The 16,700-nt window shown below is 40.8% G+C and carries 16 protein-coding genes; 12 read left to right on the top strand and 4 right to left on the bottom strand.

Translation table 11 applies throughout. The annotated features are described in order from the left end of the window. Positions 1-32 precede the first annotated feature (32 nt). The gene (locus tag ECHVI_RS20380; RefSeq protein ID WP_015267918.1) at positions 33-878 is read left to right on the top strand and encodes a DJ-1/PfpI family protein; all 846 of its coding nucleotides are present in this window, start codon (positions 33-35) and stop codon (positions 876-878) included. A 129-nt stretch (positions 879-1,007) separates the two neighbouring features. On the opposite strand, the gene ECHVI_RS20375 is transcribed toward ECHVI_RS20380, so the two are convergent. Both ECHVI_RS20375 and ECHVI_RS20370 read right to left on the bottom strand, forming a co-directional pair. After that, on the bottom strand, positions 1,008-2,279 hold the full coding sequence (locus tag ECHVI_RS20375) for a type II toxin-antitoxin system HipA family toxin (RefSeq protein ID WP_015267917.1): 1,272 nt from the start codon (positions 2,277-2,279) through the stop codon (positions 1,008-1,010). After that, positions 2,276-2,593 carry a helix-turn-helix domain-containing protein gene (locus ECHVI_RS20370; protein WP_015267916.1) on the bottom strand — a complete coding sequence of 106 codons (318 nt, stop codon included), beginning with the start codon at positions 2,591-2,593 and terminating at the stop codon, positions 2,276-2,278. Before ECHVI_RS20370 ends, ECHVI_RS20375 begins: the two co-directional genes overlap by 4 nt. Before the next feature lie 995 nt (positions 2,594-3,588). Here ECHVI_RS20370 and ECHVI_RS20360 point away from each other — a divergent pair. The 3 genes from ECHVI_RS20360 (at position 3,589) to ECHVI_RS20345 (ending at position 6,888) form a co-directional block, all read left to right on the top strand. Beyond that, a complete protein-coding gene (locus ECHVI_RS20360) occupies positions 3,589-4,659 on the top strand; it encodes a DUF932 domain-containing protein (RefSeq protein WP_015267915.1) in 1,071 nt (356 codons plus the stop codon). A 69-nt stretch (positions 4,660-4,728) separates the two neighbouring features. Further along, positions 4,729-4,911, top strand: coding sequence for a hypothetical protein (locus ECHVI_RS20355; RefSeq protein ID WP_015267831.1), 183 nt, complete (start codon positions 4,729-4,731; stop codon positions 4,909-4,911). Positions 4,912-5,247: 336 nt separating this feature from the next. Next, on the top strand, positions 5,248-6,888 hold the full coding sequence (locus ECHVI_RS20345) for a recombinase family protein (RefSeq protein ID WP_015267914.1): 1,641 nt from the start codon (positions 5,248-5,250) through the stop codon (positions 6,886-6,888). A 30-nt stretch (positions 6,889-6,918) separates the two neighbouring features. On the opposite strand, the gene ECHVI_RS20340 is transcribed toward ECHVI_RS20345, so the two are convergent. Beyond that, positions 6,919-7,821 carry a helix-turn-helix domain-containing protein gene (locus tag ECHVI_RS20340; RefSeq protein ID WP_015267913.1) on the bottom strand — a complete coding sequence of 301 codons (903 nt, stop codon included), beginning with the start codon at positions 7,819-7,821 and terminating at the stop codon, positions 6,919-6,921. Between the two features lie 194 nt (positions 7,822-8,015). Between ECHVI_RS20340 and ECHVI_RS20335 the strand changes: the two genes are divergently transcribed. From ECHVI_RS20335 to ECHVI_RS20300, 8 genes are all read left to right on the top strand, one after another. After that, positions 8,016-9,323 (top strand): DUF418 domain-containing protein, encoded by a 1,308-nt coding sequence (locus ECHVI_RS20335; RefSeq protein ID WP_015267912.1) that lies wholly within the window; start codon positions 8,016-8,018, stop codon positions 9,321-9,323. 82 nt (positions 9,324-9,405) lie between these two features. Beyond that, positions 9,406-10,257 (top strand): aldo/keto reductase, encoded by an 852-nt coding sequence (locus tag ECHVI_RS20330; protein WP_015267911.1) that lies wholly within the window; start codon positions 9,406-9,408, stop codon positions 10,255-10,257. 13 nt (positions 10,258-10,270) lie between these two features. Then, the gene (locus ECHVI_RS20325; protein WP_015267910.1) at positions 10,271-11,254 is read left to right on the top strand and encodes an aldo/keto reductase; all 984 of its coding nucleotides are present in this window, start codon (positions 10,271-10,273) and stop codon (positions 11,252-11,254) included. Positions 11,255-11,256: 2 nt separating this feature from the next. Then, entirely contained in the window at positions 11,257-11,943 is a 687-nt protein-coding gene (locus ECHVI_RS20320; RefSeq protein WP_245553380.1) for a carboxymuconolactone decarboxylase family protein, read from the top strand. Between the two features lie 113 nt (positions 11,944-12,056). Beyond that, on the top strand, positions 12,057-13,118 hold the full coding sequence (locus ECHVI_RS20315) for an alpha/beta hydrolase (protein ID WP_015267908.1): 1,062 nt from the start codon (positions 12,057-12,059) through the stop codon (positions 13,116-13,118). A gap of 12 nt (positions 13,119-13,130) precedes the next feature. Beyond that, positions 13,131-13,604 carry a cupin domain-containing protein gene (locus tag ECHVI_RS20310; protein WP_015267907.1) on the top strand — a complete coding sequence of 158 codons (474 nt, stop codon included), beginning with the start codon at positions 13,131-13,133 and terminating at the stop codon, positions 13,602-13,604. 11 nt (positions 13,605-13,615) lie between these two features. Beyond that, entirely contained in the window at positions 13,616-14,674 is a 1,059-nt protein-coding gene (locus ECHVI_RS20305) for an alpha/beta hydrolase (protein ID WP_015267906.1), read from the top strand. Positions 14,675-14,724: 50 nt separating this feature from the next. Next, a complete protein-coding gene (locus ECHVI_RS20300; protein WP_229683484.1) occupies positions 14,725-15,168 on the top strand; it encodes a cupin domain-containing protein in 444 nt (147 codons plus the stop codon). Positions 15,169-15,634: 466 nt separating this feature from the next. On the opposite strand, the gene moaA is transcribed toward ECHVI_RS20300, so the two are convergent. Then, positions 15,635-16,642 carry a GTP 3',8-cyclase MoaA gene (moaA, locus tag ECHVI_RS20295; protein ID WP_015267904.1) on the bottom strand — a complete coding sequence of 336 codons (1,008 nt, stop codon included), beginning with the start codon at positions 16,640-16,642 and terminating at the stop codon, positions 15,635-15,637. Between the last annotated feature and the right edge of the window lie 58 nt (positions 16,643-16,700).

Genomic DNA, 16,700 nt, shown 5'->3' with positions numbered 1-16,700 from the left:
TTTAGGACGTGACATATAAAAAACAAGACAAAATGAAAAATATAATTCCAGCAACATTAATTTTTACAGCACTGTTATTTAGCTGTAACTCCAAAAATTCGGGCAATGCGACAAATGACAAAACAGAAACAATTGTAGAAAATAAAACGGAAACAAATTCTGACCCTTTAGCAAGTTGTAGTCCAAGAGTCCTTGAAAGAAATAAGGAAAATGGACTTATTCTTTTAACGGAAAAACAGCAGCAAGAATTATCCGAAAAATTAAAGCAGTTAAATCCAGATTTACCGACCATTGGACTATTAATGTATGATAATGTACTAACTACAGAATTGACTGCTCCAATGGATGTTTTTACAAAACTAACAGAAGATGGAAAACAACTTTTTAACGTAATTACAATTGCCGAAACTTACGATTTCATTGTAAGTGAAGAAGGATTAAAAATGTTTCCAGATTACATTTTAGAAAATTCACCGAAATTAGATGTTTTGATAGTTCCAAGTGCTTATGATATGTCTTTACAGGTTAAAAATCAAAACTTGGTTGATTTTATTAAGGCTCAAAATAACAACACAGAATATACGGTAAGTAATTGTGCAGGAGCAACTTTGATTGGAGAGTCAGGAATTGCTGACGGAAAGAAAATTGTGACTTGGATTGGTGGCGGAGAAGACTTACAAAAAAATTATCCCAATCTAAAAGTTCAAGATGACGGAAATGTAAGTTATATGGAAGATGGAAAATTTTTATCGTCTAATGGAAACTTGGCTTCATATATTTCTTCATTAGAATTATTAGAAAAATTATCAAGTAAAGAACACCGAAAATTTGTTGAGTCATATTTGTATCTCGACAGATTACAGGAATGGAAAAAATAAATACTATGTACAATAATGGTATCCGTCCGATAAACCCCATATTTTCTGATAACTGTTTGGGCTGTAATCTTGCATCATGAAAAAGATAAGCAAGGATGAGTATTATGACCTGAACCTTAGAGCTCTTAATTAGAGGATAAAGGCACTCTCCATTAATTCAATTTCAGATCTGGAAACACCTAACTTTTTCGCCATGTTTCTCCAGTCAATTACCTGAACCTTAATATAGTCAATTATATTTTTTGCCTCTTTATCAGGTATTCTAAAATACGGGGCTACTTCCATTGCTAGATCCAGATCCAGGGCATTTTCGTTTTCTGAGATATTCAGTTTGAGCCCCGTACCGTTTGGAATGGGGTTGACATCGTATGCAGGGGATAGCAACCATCCTGAACGGCTTAAGATAAAACCATGATTCCGCAGATGGTCGTCTGTATTGGATACACAAATATTGAAAACAATCCTCTTCCATAACCTTTTTAAATCCCTCTGAACATCAGCACCGCTTTGCATTAGGAATTCCACTAGCTCCAAATAGCTTACACCGTCATGGTAATCAATTCCATCCGTATAACCTAAAAGAGTCATGGCAGAGGCAAAGTGGATACGGGTACCATCTTCTTTACGGTCAAATCGTTTGGTGAAAAACGTGTGTTGATGGTGGGAGAATTTTTGAATGTTGGACGGGGCCATGTCGATACCTGAGCGAACAGCAAGTTGGTAAGTGAGCATTTCCCATGCGCCGATATCGTGACCATCGTTTTGGCTTGGAAATTTGGCAATCCATAAACTTCCGTCATTGTCCTGTACATTTGCCTTAGGCCTTGCACCTCCCAATGAGGATCCAGGGGCCATTAACATATTTAGCCATTTGAGGTATTCAGGGTGATCAGGGGCGTCTTCTTTTTCCAATTGAAGACTTGCAAATTCCAAATCCCTAAGGGAGGCGAACGGAGGGGCAGCCATTTCTTTATTGTCATCTAAAAATGCCCCCCCCCCGTGAGGATTCTTAAAACCTAAACCACCCATTCGGTTGCCATCATATACTCCCAAAAGGTAATCTGATTCCATTAATGGCTTGGTTTTTCGTCCTTCTTGGCGTGCTTTGGCAGCTTCTTTTCGCATCATCAGGACACGGCCCCAGCGGTCAGGAGAGGAATCCAGAAATATTCCGAAATTAGGCATATCATCGTTAAGGTATTGAGGCCCCTCAAACAAATGTAAATCGGGATCTATGACCTGTGCATAGTCTGACCTTAACCAGTCTTTATGATAGTGGAAGGAAAATATTTCCTTGCCCCTTGTTGGACTAGCATACAAGGTTCCCATTAGTAGTGGGGAAGCTATCCCTTCCCAATGGGCATATACTAAAATTTCTTTTCTGCTGGATACCATTGTCATTCGCCAGTTTTTGGGCCCCGTTGTTTTAAGGTAAGGTCTGCATCCTGTATTTTTCTTCCAAGTAGATCATCATTGGCGATGGAAAGTAGATCCTTTTCCAGACCCAAAACCAATAACACCTGAAGTACAATTCCTAAGGAAACTGTTGGATTTCCACTTTCAAGAGAAGATAGCGTTGGGCGGGATATCCCCGCACGTTCAGAAACCTGTTGCATGGTAAGCTTTCTGCGTAAACGGGCCAACTTGATGTTTTCACCCAAAACCGCTAAAAGTTTCTTGTTTTTGGGAAGCAATATGATATTAGATTTTGACATAATGTAAATTATAATTTACAAATACAATAATAAATGTTAATTTTATTTTACATTAATGTGTCGGTTTAATTGGTGTCTCATCAGTATAGATGAGTACTGTCCACAATCAGTTCCTCAAAAAAAACCATGTTATTGCGTCCATCCTCAACAGATAGGATTTGTTCAAAAGTTTGGGAAGTTATGGATACCTCCCTGTTTCCATGGTAAACATAAAATTCCCAAAGCCCGGCATTTAATCCTTTTAAGGCTTCTTCAACTGAGATGCTCCACTTTTCCCCATTATCATTAATGCCCCCAATTCGCTCTATTTTCTTTTAAGGGGACCATTTTCTATGCTGCTTATAAAGTGAATCCTTATTCTTTTCATAAAAGGTAAATAAATGAATTACAAATTAAAATATTGGAAAGCAGTAATCAAATCATTGGTGAAAGTAACACTTTTAAGCATGTGTTTTACATAACATAAACCCGCTACAATTACAGGCTAGCCCATTCCCTTTTACTACGTAAACTTCATTTCAGGGAAAGAGCTGCCTTGCTAACCGTCTTGGACAAAAATCCCATTTTAGCTTCCATTCCATTAACCCTTTCCACAGGGCTGGAAAGGATAATTTCATATCTGCTTCAAGCCGGAAATTCAGTCCGTTTTTTTGATTATGGAATGGGTAGGATTGTCTTCCTGATATTAATTCATTGTACCTGTTGAAGGGAAGGACAATACCTTTAATTTTTTGAAAGAACGGCAGAAAAGGGAAGCTAAGGTAGGGGCGGCCTTGGCTTGAGTCCGTAACGTGCGGGCAAAAAGGGACGGCATAAACACCGCCTCCCCGCTGCCTTTCCTTTATTCCGTTTCCTTTTTGCCTGAGGGCCGCCCCTTTTGTGGAGCTTTCTTTTTTGCCGTTTTTTCTTTTAAAAAAATGTTTTTTCCACAGGCTTTTAGAGGATCGGCAAAAGGGAAGCAAAATAAATGTACAACCCTTTAAATCATCAAGATCATGGGACACAATATCCATTATAACGAGAGAACAGGAAAGCACAGCTTTTTTAGTGTCAAACAGCCGGCATGGCATAAGTTGGGGAAAGTGGTGGAAAATTACCCTACCAGTAAGGAGGCCATTCAATTTGCAGGATTGGATTATGAGGTGGTCAAAGCACCATTATTTACCAAACGGGAAGGGATTGGTGATGGTGAAAACGGGCCTGATAATTCCAGTACAGAAATCCCGGTACCCGATCAGTTTGCCACCATGAGGACCGACACCCAAAAGGTATTTGGGGTAGTAGGGAAGGATTACGGTATCGTACAGAACCGGGATGCCTTTTCTTTCTTTGATGCCATCATCAAAGAAGGGAAAGGGGTGAAGTATGAAACGGCCGGAGCATTGGGGGAGGGGGAAAGGGTGTTTATCACGGCCAAATTGCCTGATGGGATTTTGGTAGGAAAGGAGGATCTGATCGAGCAATACCTGTTCCTGACAACCTCGCACGATGGGACAGGAAGTATTATGGCCGCATTTACCCCTATCAGGGTAGTTTGTCAGAATACCCTGAATGCCGCATTTCAACGGAAAACAAATGTGGTGAGGATCCGCCATACATCAGGGGCCAAAGAAAGGCTGCAACTGGCCCACCGCTTGATGGGCCTGGTAACGGAAACAGGGGCAAACCTGGAAACGGTATTCAACAGGTGGGCAAAGGTGAAAATCAAGGATAAGGAAGTCAAAAGATTGATAGAGCTGGCGCTGGCACCCAATAGGGATACCCTGGACAACCTCTACAGGGGAGAATATGACAAGGTATCCACAGCTTTTAAAAACCAATGTGAAGAGGCGTTTGCCTATGCCATGATGGGGGACGCCCAACTGTTACCGTCCACTGAAGGAACGGTGTTTGGGACGTATAATGCCGTGACGGGATACTTTCAGAATGTTAGGCGATTTAAATCCGAGCAGGACAAGACCAGATCTATATTGCTGGGTGGGACTGCCCAATTGAAAGGACAAAAAGCCTTTGACCTATGCGCGGATTTTGTGGACAGGGGAGCAAAAATATTGGTCCATAAGTAACTCAAGAATGGGGCAGGGGTGGAAGCCTGCCCCATTATATCATTTTGACAACTTTAACTTTAAGCAGTGATGAAAATTATAGATAAGGACGGAAAGTCCATCGAAATAACCGATCTGGAAGCAGCCATAAAACAGGCTGAAATGTTCAGCCAATATAAAATATCAGAAAAGGCAAGCGCCTTTCTAAAAGGCAGGCAGGCCTACTGGAAAGATATGCTCCGGAAACTTAAACAATTGAAAGAAGAAAACTAGTGCTTCCGGTAAGTCCGATACCCCCGGACTTCTTTCTTTTGAAGAAAGAAGCAAGGAACCAATATTGGGAAATTATTAATTCTGGAAGTTTTTCTATTAAAACTATATAATTCCACCTTCTGAATTCGGTGTGAATATTAATCCAATTCATTGGTGAACTTATCTTAATGATTGATTTGGATAAATTCAGTCCGAAAAAATGTGGACTCACACCTGAAAAGATTAGGGAGATATTTAAAAGTCATGGAGAAGAAATATCATTGGAAGAATCCAGCGGTATTCTGGAGGTAATGTGCTTTTTGGCTAAATTAGCTGTGGATCAAATTGTTAAAGAAAATGAGTGTAGCTGACTTATATATAAGGGTAAGTACCGATGAGCAGGCAGATAAAGGATATTCCCAACGAAATCAAGAGGAAGTCCTCAAAAGATATTGTGATCATCATAATATTATGGTTCGAAAGGTGGTTTTTGAAGATCACTCTGCAAAAACGTTTAACAGGCCCCGTTGGAAAGAACTTCTTACGTACTTAAAGAAAAGTCGTGGAAGAGGTGTGGACAAAATACTTTTTACAAAATGGGACCGATTTAGCAGAAATGCGGGTGATGCCTACCAGATGATAAATACCCTTCGAAACTTAGATATAGAGCCACAGGCTAACGAACAGCCACTTGACTTGAATATTCCTGAAAATAAAATGATGCTGGCGATCTATTTGGCAGCACCTGAGGTGGAAAATGATCGAAGGGCACTGAATATTTTTCACGGCATGAGAAGAGCCCTAAAGGAGGGGCGTTATTTAAGGAAAGCACCTTTTGGATATATAAACCGAATGGAGGGATCAAAAAAGTTTATTGCTCCAAAGGAACCGGAAGCCTCTATCGTTAAGTGGGTTTTTTCTACAATTCTTAAAAAAAGGTACCCAACGGAAAATATTTGGGAAATGGTCAAAAAGAAAGGACTTAAAATCAGCCGTTCCCATTTCCATCGGATGGTGCGAAACCCATTGTATTGTGGAAAAATTTACGTGCCTGCATTTAAAGATGAAGAGGACCAGTTTGTGAATGGCCAACATGAGCCTTTGATTACAGAAGGGGAATTTTATAGGGTACAGAATATTCTGCAGGACATAGGAAGAGATGAGTATTTGCCAAAAGTAGCGTCAGATGATAGGCTTCCATTAAGGGGATTCCTGATATGTCCCAAATGTGGTAAGGTTTTAACTGGAAGTGGCTCTACAGGTAGATCAAGACGCTATTATTATTACCATTGTCTATCAAAGTGCGGTTTTAGGGAAAAGGCTTCATTATTCAATGACCTAATGGTCAGTGAAATGAAAAGGTTTACCCTGAAGAAGGATAAAGTTGAAATATTTGGAGTAATACTCCATGAATTCTTCAAATACCATTTTAAGGACGAGGGAGAGGAGCATAAAAAAGTAGCAGCTTCTTTGGAAAGTCTTCATGAAAAATTAAAAAGAAGCAGGGATTTATTTGTGGCCGGAGACCTTGAGGCAGATGATTATAGGGATATAAAATCAGAATGTAATCAAGAAATAACACGGCTTGAGAACCAATTGGCTGCGACCAAGCCAGAGAGAGTATCGAACCATTCCAAATATGTTGATAGGGCTCTGGAAAGGCTCTCCAGGCTAGATTTGCTGTATGAAAACGGAGATATCGAGACAAAGAGAGAGTTAATTGGTTCGATATTCCCCGAAAAACTGTGTTTTTCAAAAACAGGTTATCGAACCGGAAGAATTAACGCTTTAGTTGGTTGTATCTACCAGATAAACAGTGATTTAAGCGTTAAAAAAAATGAGAGAAAAACGAAAAAATCGTCTAACTCTCATTGGGTGGAGCTGGCGGTACGCGGATCGAACTCTTTTTTGGAAGAAATGGAAATGATAGATTACAGTCTCCCAATTATATGTAAGAGAAGAAATAACAGAAGTAATATAAACTATGGCAGTGACTAGTTCAGGCTAACTTGAAAAAATATTTTCTGCTTAATTTAATCGGTTGTTTCTATACTCATTTGGAGTTTGTCCTACAGCTTTTTTGAAAAGCCTGGTGAAATGCTGTGGATATTTGAACCCCAATTCATAGGCCACCTGACTGATTCCCTTATCAATATCAAATATTCTTTCTTTAGCTATGGCAATTAATTTGGACTGTATGTATTCCTGTGCACTTTTTCCTGTTTGTTTTTTAATCAAATCTCCAAAATAATTGGAAGATAGGTTGAGTTCATCTGCACAATAGGTAACGGTAGGTAGTCCTAATTTTTCAGGCTTATCAGATTTGAAGTAGCCATTTAAAAGCGATTCGAATTTTTCCAGTGTTCCTTGATGGACATTTTCCCGCGTGATAAACTGGCGGTCATAAAAACGCACGGAGTAATTTAGAAGCAACTCAATATTTGAAATAATCAACTTTTTACTGTGATGGTCGATGGACTGCTCCAGCTCGTAAGAGATTTTGGAAAAACACTCCAAGATCAAATTCCTTTCACGCTGGGATAAATGGAGGGCTTCATTGGATTGGTAACCGAAGAACGTGTAGTTGTCCATGTGGCCGGCCAAGGAAGATCCCAAAATCAGGTCGGGATGGAAAATAAGGGCCTTCCCCTGGGGTTGGTATAGCTCACCGGTATTGTCCACGCTCACCACTTGGCCGGGGGCTATAAATACCAGTGTCCCTTCTTGATAATCATAGGTATGACGGCCGTATCGCAGATTTCCACACTTCACTTCTTTTAGGAATATCGTATAGAATCCAAAGTACATGTTGGATGCCCTTCTTTGGTCTGCTTTTGACAAATCCACAATGCTCACCAACGGGTGAAGGGTTTCATTGTTGTTGAAAACATTATAGTCATTGACCGTTTCAAATCTTCTTAGTTTTTCCATGACCGTTCTTGGTTTATATGCTTCAATATTACGGATTTATATCCAGTTGGTGGAGTGACCAGGATCAAAATCAGTAAAACTGGTAGGAGTCCCCGTAATCTGTATAAGCCCTTGACGGAATAAAAGAGGGATGTTTGTAAACACAAATGTTAAATGGGAAAATTTCTCCTCTCTAAAATCAAGAAGTTTACTATATGGAAGCTGCAAAAACATTATCAAAACCCCTCAAACGTATCAACGTATTGGACGCTCTAAGAGGCTTCGCCTTATTGGGTGTGGTTCTAATCCACATGCTCCAGCATTTTGGGATTTATTCCAGAGCAGGTGAGCAGGCCTTCCCTTGGTTCCCGCCTTTGGACGAAACGGTCCATTGGATCGGGCAACATATAATTATGGGAAGGTTTATCAATATTTTCGCATTCTTGTTTGGGCTTAGTTTCTTTATACAAATGGACAGTGCGAGTCGAAAAGGAGTGGATTTTAGAGGGCGCTTTGCATGGAGGATGGTCATTTTGTTTGTTATGGGTGTATTGGCCCATTCCTTTTATCCCCTCGAAATCATCTCCGTCTATGCCGTCTTTGGGCTGATAATGATTCCGCTTTACAAGACCAAAAACTGGGTGCTGTTGTTACTTTCCGGTCTACTACTGGTTGGTGTCCCTAGAACCATTCAAGCCACAATAAACAACCATGCATTAGGTAATCCTCCTGTAGAACAGGTGGATAGGAGTAGCCAAGAGGTTGCTGAAGGGACCCCTGAACATATAGTCAATCCTTCATTCTTCAATACTGCCAAGCATAATTATAACCAGCGATATATGGGAAAACTCAATTACCAGTTTGGTATGGTGGGGAGGGGATATGTTACCTTGGCACTTTTTCTAATGGGACTGGTAGTAGGCCGTCTCCGGTTCTTTGAATCTTTGCAGGTCCACAAAAGGCGTAACCTTCTGTTGTTTTTTGGCTTTTTGTTGGGTTTGCTCCTGACCTTGCTCGTCCAGAGCATGTTCCCTTCAGTGGAGACGCGTATGCTGTTCAATCCTGCAGGAAATGTCGTTTCTGCCAGGATTTTGGCCGTCAAGGCTTTGGAGGATATTGAATTGGTATTTTTCTCCGGGGCGTTGATGATGGCCTTTATTGTCCTTTATCAAACTACAGTGGGAGGGAGTGTGTTGAAAATCCTGTCCCCTTACGGCCGTATGGGGCTTACCAATTACCTGATGCAGGGCTCGGTAGGGTGCTTTCTTTTTTCTATGTGGGCATTTGGGCCGTTCTTCGGTGGGGCAAACCCGACCAAATTGTTTTTGGTGGGGATCTTGATTTACACTGTGCAAATTCTGCTCAGCAGGTATTGGCTCAGGCATTTTTTGTACGGCCCATTGGAATGGTTGTGGCGTTCTTTGACTTACCTTAGAATACAGGCTTTTAGAAAAAAAGAGCACGGAGAGTCAAAAGGAAAGCAGTCAGAAGGACTTTCAGTGCTACTGGATCGGAATCAGTGAAAATGGTATGTAAACCTGTAACCTGCATAAGCCCAATAGAATAAAAAACAGGGACCTTTGTAAATAAAATAACACGGAAACTATGAAAAAGATCAAATTGAACAATGGATTGGAAATGCCCCTCTTGGGATTTGGGGTTTTTCAGATACCTGATTTAAAGGAATGTGAACGGGCAGTAATGGATGCCATAAATATAGGTTACCGCCTCATAGACACTGCATCTGCATATATGAACGAAGCGGCGGTGGGAAATGCGATAATAAAGAGTGGGGTAGCCAGAAAGGAACTGTTTATTACCTCAAAACTTTGGGTGCAGGATATGGGCTACGAAAGCACTAAAGCTGCCTTTAGAAGGACACTTGAAAGGTTACAGCTCGATTACCTCGACCTTTACCTTATCCACCAACCCTATGGGGACGTCTTTGGCTCCTGGAAGGCCATGCAGGAACTATATCAGGCAGGGAAGATCAAGGCCATAGGAGTGGCAAATTTTCAACCTGACAGGGTTGTGGACCTTACCATAAACAGTGGGTTTGCCCCGGCCATTAACCAGATCGAAACACACCCTTTTCATCAACAGCAGGAAAGCCATGATTTTCTGATCGATCACAATGTACAGATGCAGTCTTGGGGCCCATTTGCCGAAGGGAAGAACGGTATCTTCCAAAATGAAGTGTTGTCCGAAATAGGAAGGAAATACAACAAATCCATAGCCCAGGTGATTCTGCGCTGGCTGATCCAAAGAAATGTAATTGCCATTCCAAAATCGGTCCATAAGGAAAGGATAGAGGAGAATTTTAGGATTTTCGATTTCGAAATTTCAAAAGAAGACATGCATTCCATAGCAGCCTTGGATACAGGATCTACCTTGTTTTTTGACCATAGAAACCCAGAAATGGTCAAATGGCTGAGTGAAACAAAATTGGATATATAAAATATTAGGAACCATGGAAAAAAGGACATTGGGAAATCAGGGATTGAAAGTTTCCGCGCTTGGACTGGGCTGCATGGGCCTGAGTTTTGGCTATGGGCCTCCCACAGAAAAGAACGCAGCGATCAAACTGATTCGTTCTGCGTTTGAGCAGGGCATAACCTTTTTTGATACTGCGGAATGCTATGGCCCATTTACTAACGAGGAGTTGGTGGGAGAGGCGATTGCCCCTTTCCGAAAGGAAGTAGTGATTGCTACCAAATTTGGCTTTAAGGACGGTGATTCCAAAAAAGGCCTTGATAGCAGTCCCAAGAGGATAAGGGAAGTCGCCGAATCATCCCTAAGACGATTGAACACAGATCATATAGATCTTTTTTACCAGCATAGAGTGGATCCATCCGTTCCAATGGAGGATGTGGCGGGTACCATGAGTGATCTAATTAAGGAAGGGAAAATAGGACACTGGGGCTTGTCTGAAGCAGGTGCAACTACCATCCGGAAAGCGCATGCCATTCAGCCGCTTGCAGCATTGCAAAGTGAATATTCGCTCTTTTATAGGGAGCCGGAAAAGGAGATTATTCCCTTATTGGAAGAATTTGGGATAGGTTTTGTTCCATTCAGCCCTCTGGGCAAAGGTTTTTTGACGGGTGCTATTTCAGAAAGCACCCAATTCGATCCCAATGATTTCAGGAATACGGTACCTCGCTTTTCAAAGGAAAACCGAAAGGCAAACCAGGCATTGGTAGATTTGGTCAAGAAAATAGCGGTACAAAAGCAGGCCACTCCCGGCCAAATTGCCTTGGGATGGTTATTGGCCCAAAAACCGTTCATTCTCCCAATTCCTGGAACTACCAAGCAACATCGTCTGACAGAAAATGTGGGCAGTACAAAAATCAACCTGTCCGATGATGATTTATTCCAGGTATCCACTGCTTTAAAAAATATCCAACTTGTGGGCGAAAGGTATTCCGCTGCAGCCCAAAAAATGATAGACAGATGAGAATGTTTAAGATAATAGCTGTGCTATTGCTATTCAATGTTTGTTACCGCTCTCAAGCACAGCAACTCGATAAGGAACAGAAAAGCATGGCCTCAATAGCGGCCCTTACGGCAATAAGCGATTGGGAAGGGCTGAAACCTGAATTATCGAAAGGTCTTGACAATGGATTGACGGTGAACCAAATAAAGGAGCAATTGGTGCACCTGTACGCTTATGTGGGGTTTCCTAAAAGCATCATGGGACTGCAAACATTTCTTTCGGTTTTAGAAGAACGAGAAGCTGACGGAATCAACGATAATTGGGGAAAGGAAGCTTCTCCAATTGATGACACACTGCCCAAATACGACAGAGGCAAAAAAGTATTGGAGGAGCTCATCAAAAGCCCTTTACCTGAGACCAAAGCTGCTTACCAACAGTTTTCCCCCGAAATTGATAGGTTCCTAAAGGAGCATCTCTTTGCGGATATTTTTGAGCGGGATGTGCTGACCTATCAGCAAAGAGAATTGACCACCATATCGGCTTTGATGGCCATGGGCGATGTAGAACCCATGCTGAGAGGGCATTTGGGAATATGCTTGAACCAAGGGTTTACCAAAGGTCAGTTAGATCTTTTAGTTGAGAGTCTAAGGCTTTATTTAGACGAAAAGAAAATGAAATCTGCTAAAATAATAATTTCAGAACTACCCTAAAAAAGGGTAAAATAGAACATCCCTGTAATATTGGTAAGTACCTCAGTAATTCATCTACATATACTCTTTGTTTTTTTTCTGAAATTTGTAATAACAATTTAAAAATCAGTTAAATGAAACGGATTATTTTGACGCTGCTAGCACTTATATCTATAAGCAGCATATTGGCACAAACTGAAGGAAGAAAACCAATAAGCCTACAGGAACAAGGTGTATTTGCAGTCGGTGGAGTAATCATCAAAGCCGAGGGAGAGTATAACCCAAACAATCCACAAAAAGAAGGTCAAACACTGCATGTCGACCATGCGACAGTGCAGTATCAGATACCGAGCAATGCCAAGAAATTGCCTTTGGTATTTTGGCATGGGTTCGGCCAAACAGCAAGAACCTGGCAGACAACGGCCGATGGCCGTGAAGGTTTTCAGACAATTTTTCTAAGAAAGGGCTTCTCTGTATATCTAATCGACCAACCACGTAGGGGGCAAGGCGGAAGAGGGCCAGAAGAATCCTCCATTCCCGCAACACCCAATGAACAGTATTGGTTGGGAATGTTCAGGATTGCCAAAGGGGATGAATTTATGCCCAATGTACAATTTGATAAAAGTCCGGAAACGCTCAATCAATTTTACAGACAAATCAGTCCGGATCTGGGGGCTATAGATTTTGAAGTAAATACAAACGCAGTATCAGCCCTGTTTGACAAAATCGGTGATGGTATCCTAATAACCCATTCCCATAGTGGGGGGCAAGGTTGGGCCACCGCCATTAAAAACAGTAATATCAAGGCCATTGTTTCTTATGAACCTGGAAGTGGCTTTGTTTTTCCCGAAGGCGAAGTGCCCGACCCAATGGAGAGTTCGGCAGGAACATTGGAGGCAGTGCCAGTTTCCAAACTGGATTTTCTGAAACTGACCAAAATTCCGATCATCATTTATTATGGTGATTTTATCCCTGAAACGCAGGAAAGCTTTTATGGTACGGATAATTGGCGTCCTCGTTTGGCAATGGCAAAATTGTTTGTGAAAGCTATCAACAAATATGGGGGTGACGCCAAAGTGGTACACTTACCGAAAATTGGAATCGAAGGGAATACCCATTTCCCAATGTCAGATCTCAACAATGCAGAAATTGCCAACCTAATGAATGGGTGGCTTAATGATAAAGGACTTAACTAAAAGCTGAAAAATATGAAAAACTTACTCATTACATTATTGTTCATCGTTCCCGTGAGTGTTTTTGCCCAACAAGGGGGCTACGAAGTTTCCTCATACCTGAACGAAGGCTTTAAAGCGCCTAACACCCATTACATCGGAGAAGCTTGGCTAAATGGGCTGTTGACAGGCGATAGTGAATTGGGCTATAGCATCACCAAAGCAACGTTTAAGGCAAACTCCACGCTTGACTGGCATAAGCATTCCTCAGCACAGGTATTGATCTACGTGGAAGGTGAAGGCTATTATCAGGAAAGAGGAAAGGATCCCGTAATCCTCAAAGCCGGCGATGTGATAAAATGTGCAAAAGACGTCGAACATTGGCATTCTTCTACCAAGGAGAGTGATGTAACCTATTTGGCATTATACGGAGGTGAAAATCCAACTACCTGGACAGAAGTGGTTACCCAGGAATATTACGATGCCGTAGCAGAACAATTAAAAAAATAAGAAGTCTCAAAATGAAGTATTCAGTTATATTGATAATAGCATTAATGGCTACATTTAATTTAAAAGCCCAAGGAATTGCCCAAGTACAAAATGGAAATCCATTCACCTTGGTTTATGCCAATGCAATTACTAAAAATGAAAAAGGCATGGTAAATATACATTCGGTCACCTACAAATTAAACGGTATTGATATTTCCGCCAATGTTTATACACCAGCAGGTTTTGACGTCAATAAAAAGTATCCAGCTATAATTATAGCCCACCCAAATGGTGGTGTGAAAGAACAAGTGGCGGGATTGTACGCACAACGTTTGGCAGAACTGGGCTATATAACAATTGCAGCAGATGCCGCCTACCAAGGAGCAAGTGGCGGAACACCAAGAAACGTTGATATACCTCAAAATCGTGTGGATGATATTCACGGTATGGCAGATTTTATTTCACAATTTGAAGGAGTTGATACTGCCAAGATAGGGTTGTTAGGCATTTGTGGCGGTGGTGGTTATTCGTTGAAAGCAGCCCAATCCGACAAGCGTTTTGAGGCCATTGCCACATTGAGTATGTTCAATTCAGGTGAAGTCAGGCGAAATGGGTTTTTAAAATCACAAACAGCCACTATCCAGGAACGATTGGACCAAGCCTCAAAGGCAAGGGCACAAGAAGCTAATGGAGGAGAGGTTTTGTATGTGGGTGGCGGTACACCATCTTTGACCAAGGAGCAAATAGCTTCACTTCCTTTTGACCTGTACAGGGAAGGCTATATCTATTACAATAAAACACATGCACACCCAAATTCGGGGGGAGGCTATACCATGAGCAGTCTCTTGGACCTGATGACTTGGGATGCCACCGATGAAATCGAACTTTTGGATCAACCTTTACTGATGATCGCAGGAAGCAAAGCCGATACTTATTATATGACCGATAAAGCTTACGAAAAGGCGATCAATGCCAAGGCGAAGGAGTTGTTTCTCATAGACGGTGCAACCCATATCCAAACCTACTGGAAACCGGAATATGTGAATCAAGCTATTGATAAGTTGGGGGAATTTTATACCAATAACCTGTAAAATCCGAAAAGATGAATTTAAAATTTAGAGCAATTCTTTTTTTGATGATAATGTCAATATTAGCCTGCAAAAATGAAGACTCCACTATCTCTGAAATCCAGCAGTCTTTGGTTTTCCCCAAAGGGCAGAAAATAAAAAATAGCAATTTCACAGGAACAGCCTATCTGGAAATGTTGGTCGATGCTGATAGTATAAACCAAAATTCAGTTGGAAGTGTCACCTTTGAACCCGGAGCAAGGACCAATTGGCACTCACATCCCAATGGTCAGATCATTTTGGCGATAGATGGAGAAGGTTATTATCAAGAAAAAGGAAGCCCAAAACGAATCTTAAGGAAAGGGGAGACTGTAAAATGTCCAGCAAATACTCCCCACTGGCATGGTGCAAGTGCCGAAAGCCAATTCATCCAAGTAGCCATTACCAGCAGGAGAAGCGGCCCCACGGAATGGCTGGACCAAGTCTCTGATAGGGAATATAATGCCTCTTTGAAATAGGATGTTGAAACGACTTTTTTGTTTTTCTATTTACTGAATTGATAATAAATACAAAGTATTTTAAAATGGAAAATATATAATGTAAATTTGTCGTAACTACCGGAGCCAGTAGCGGATTTGGAAAGATTACTGCTGATTCCTCTTCCACAGTGGTAGCTATTACCATCTGTCAGCCGGAAGATGTAGATATCAATGATTTATTGTTTCGTCCTACCCCTCAACACTTATAAGTGTTATATATTTAAATTAGGTAGTTAAGAAGCTACTGGAGATTTTCTTCTGTAGCTTTTTTTATTCATGGATTACTTAATGAAAAATGTGGTCAAATGCCCTTTTGATTCGAATGAGTTATTTCGAAGAGAATACTAAAAACAATCCAGTTTTGGGTTAAAACTTTCTGGTTTATTGTCCTTACTTATTTATGGAAAAGCTTGACTAGAATAAGCCCTAATCTAACTTGAAACCCTCAACCACCGATTGAAATCATCGATCGGTTATTTTCATATATGGCAGATTCCATTTCTTCATCCATACCGTCACGTGAGAATTTCTTTGTCTTGATGCTTTCAAGGATTAAATCCCTGATATTTTTGTTTTCACGTAATGGGCCTAACAGGTCTGTTTCTGAATTGGCGAAAAGGCAATTTTTCATTTTTCCATCAGCAGTAAGTCGGATTCTATTGCACTCTGAACAAAATGGGTTGGTAATTGTGCTTACAATACCAAAAGTCCCTAGGTGATCTTTTATTCTAAAATTGACGGAAGTGCTGTGTTTTGGATTATCAATAGCTTCAATACCTTTGAATTTTTGATTAATGGTTTCCAAGATTTCTTGTTGGCCAATTCCCTTACTCCAATCCCATTTATTCCCTTTGAAGGGCATAAATTCTATAAACTTAACCGTTATTGGATTGCTTTTAGTCAATTCAATAAAATCATTGATCTCTTGATCATTTACTCCTTTTATGAGTACCACATTTAATTTTACCCTTAGTCCATGATCAACTGCTGACTGTATGTTTGACATGATTCTGTGGTAATAATCACGCTTGGTAATAAACAGTGCCTTTGCTTGATCCAGTGTATCCAGACTGATATTGATGTGTTTTAACCCCACCTCTTTAAATAGTTCAAGGTATTTATCCAAGAGTATACCATTGGTTGTCAGTTTGAGGGTCACGCCGAGACTTGCGAGTTCACGGATTAGATAATCTAGGTTTTTACGGACTAGAGGCTCACCTCCTGTTAGTCGAAAAGTATTAACGCCCAATGTGTGATAAACCTTGGCTATCATGATAATTTCCTCAAGGGTCATGATATTGGCTTTTTCTGTTAGCTGAATTCGGTCTTCAGGCATGCAGTAGAAACACCTGAGGTTACACCTATCGGTCAGGGAAATCCTCAGATAAGTATGTGGTCTTCCAAAACGGTCCTTTATTTGCGGCTTTATTAATGTATTGTTCCTTTGAATCATTGAAGGTGTTTTTTAGAAAACAAACAATTTGTGCGGTTCAAATTAACTTTGTTTTCAA

The organism is Echinicola vietnamensis DSM 17526 (genome assembly GCF_000325705.1).
Classification (GTDB): Bacteria; Bacteroidota; Bacteroidia; order Cytophagales; family Cyclobacteriaceae; genus Echinicola; species Echinicola vietnamensis.
This window is presented reverse-complemented; position numbering and strand designations above follow the sequence as displayed.

Bases quoted from the DNA above. Each gene is read 5' to 3' on its own strand.
- ECHVI_RS20380 (WP_015267918.1), top strand. From the start codon at position 33: ATGAAAAATATAATTCCAGCAACATTAATTTTTACAGCACTGTTATTT.
- ECHVI_RS20375 (WP_015267917.1), bottom strand. From the start codon at position 2,279: ATGACAATGGTATCCAGCAGAAAAGAAATTTTAGTATATGCCCATTGG.
- ECHVI_RS20370 (WP_015267916.1), bottom strand. From the start codon at position 2,593: ATGTCAAAATCTAATATCATATTGCTTCCCAAAAACAAGAAACTTTTA.
- ECHVI_RS20360 (WP_015267915.1), top strand. From the start codon at position 3,589: ATGGGACACAATATCCATTATAACGAGAGAACAGGAAAGCACAGCTTT.
- ECHVI_RS20355 (WP_015267831.1), top strand. From the start codon at position 4,729: ATGAAAATTATAGATAAGGACGGAAAGTCCATCGAAATAACCGATCTG.
- ECHVI_RS20345 (WP_015267914.1), top strand. From the start codon at position 5,248: ATGAGTGTAGCTGACTTATATATAAGGGTAAGTACCGATGAGCAGGCA.
- ECHVI_RS20340 (WP_015267913.1), bottom strand. From the start codon at position 7,821: ATGGAAAAACTAAGAAGATTTGAAACGGTCAATGACTATAATGTTTTC.
- ECHVI_RS20335 (WP_015267912.1), top strand. From the start codon at position 8,016: ATGGAAGCTGCAAAAACATTATCAAAACCCCTCAAACGTATCAACGTA.
- ECHVI_RS20330 (WP_015267911.1), top strand. From the start codon at position 9,406: ATGAAAAAGATCAAATTGAACAATGGATTGGAAATGCCCCTCTTGGGA.
- ECHVI_RS20325 (WP_015267910.1), top strand. From the start codon at position 10,271: ATGGAAAAAAGGACATTGGGAAATCAGGGATTGAAAGTTTCCGCGCTT.
- ECHVI_RS20320 (WP_245553380.1), top strand. From the start codon at position 11,257: ATGTTTAAGATAATAGCTGTGCTATTGCTATTCAATGTTTGTTACCGC.
- ECHVI_RS20315 (WP_015267908.1), top strand. From the start codon at position 12,057: ATGAAACGGATTATTTTGACGCTGCTAGCACTTATATCTATAAGCAGC.
- ECHVI_RS20310 (WP_015267907.1), top strand. From the start codon at position 13,131: ATGAAAAACTTACTCATTACATTATTGTTCATCGTTCCCGTGAGTGTT.
- ECHVI_RS20305 (WP_015267906.1), top strand. From the start codon at position 13,616: ATGAAGTATTCAGTTATATTGATAATAGCATTAATGGCTACATTTAAT.
- ECHVI_RS20300 (WP_229683484.1), top strand. From the start codon at position 14,725: ATGTCAATATTAGCCTGCAAAAATGAAGACTCCACTATCTCTGAAATC.
- moaA (WP_015267904.1), bottom strand. From the start codon at position 16,642: ATGATTCAAAGGAACAATACATTAATAAAGCCGCAAATAAAGGACCGT.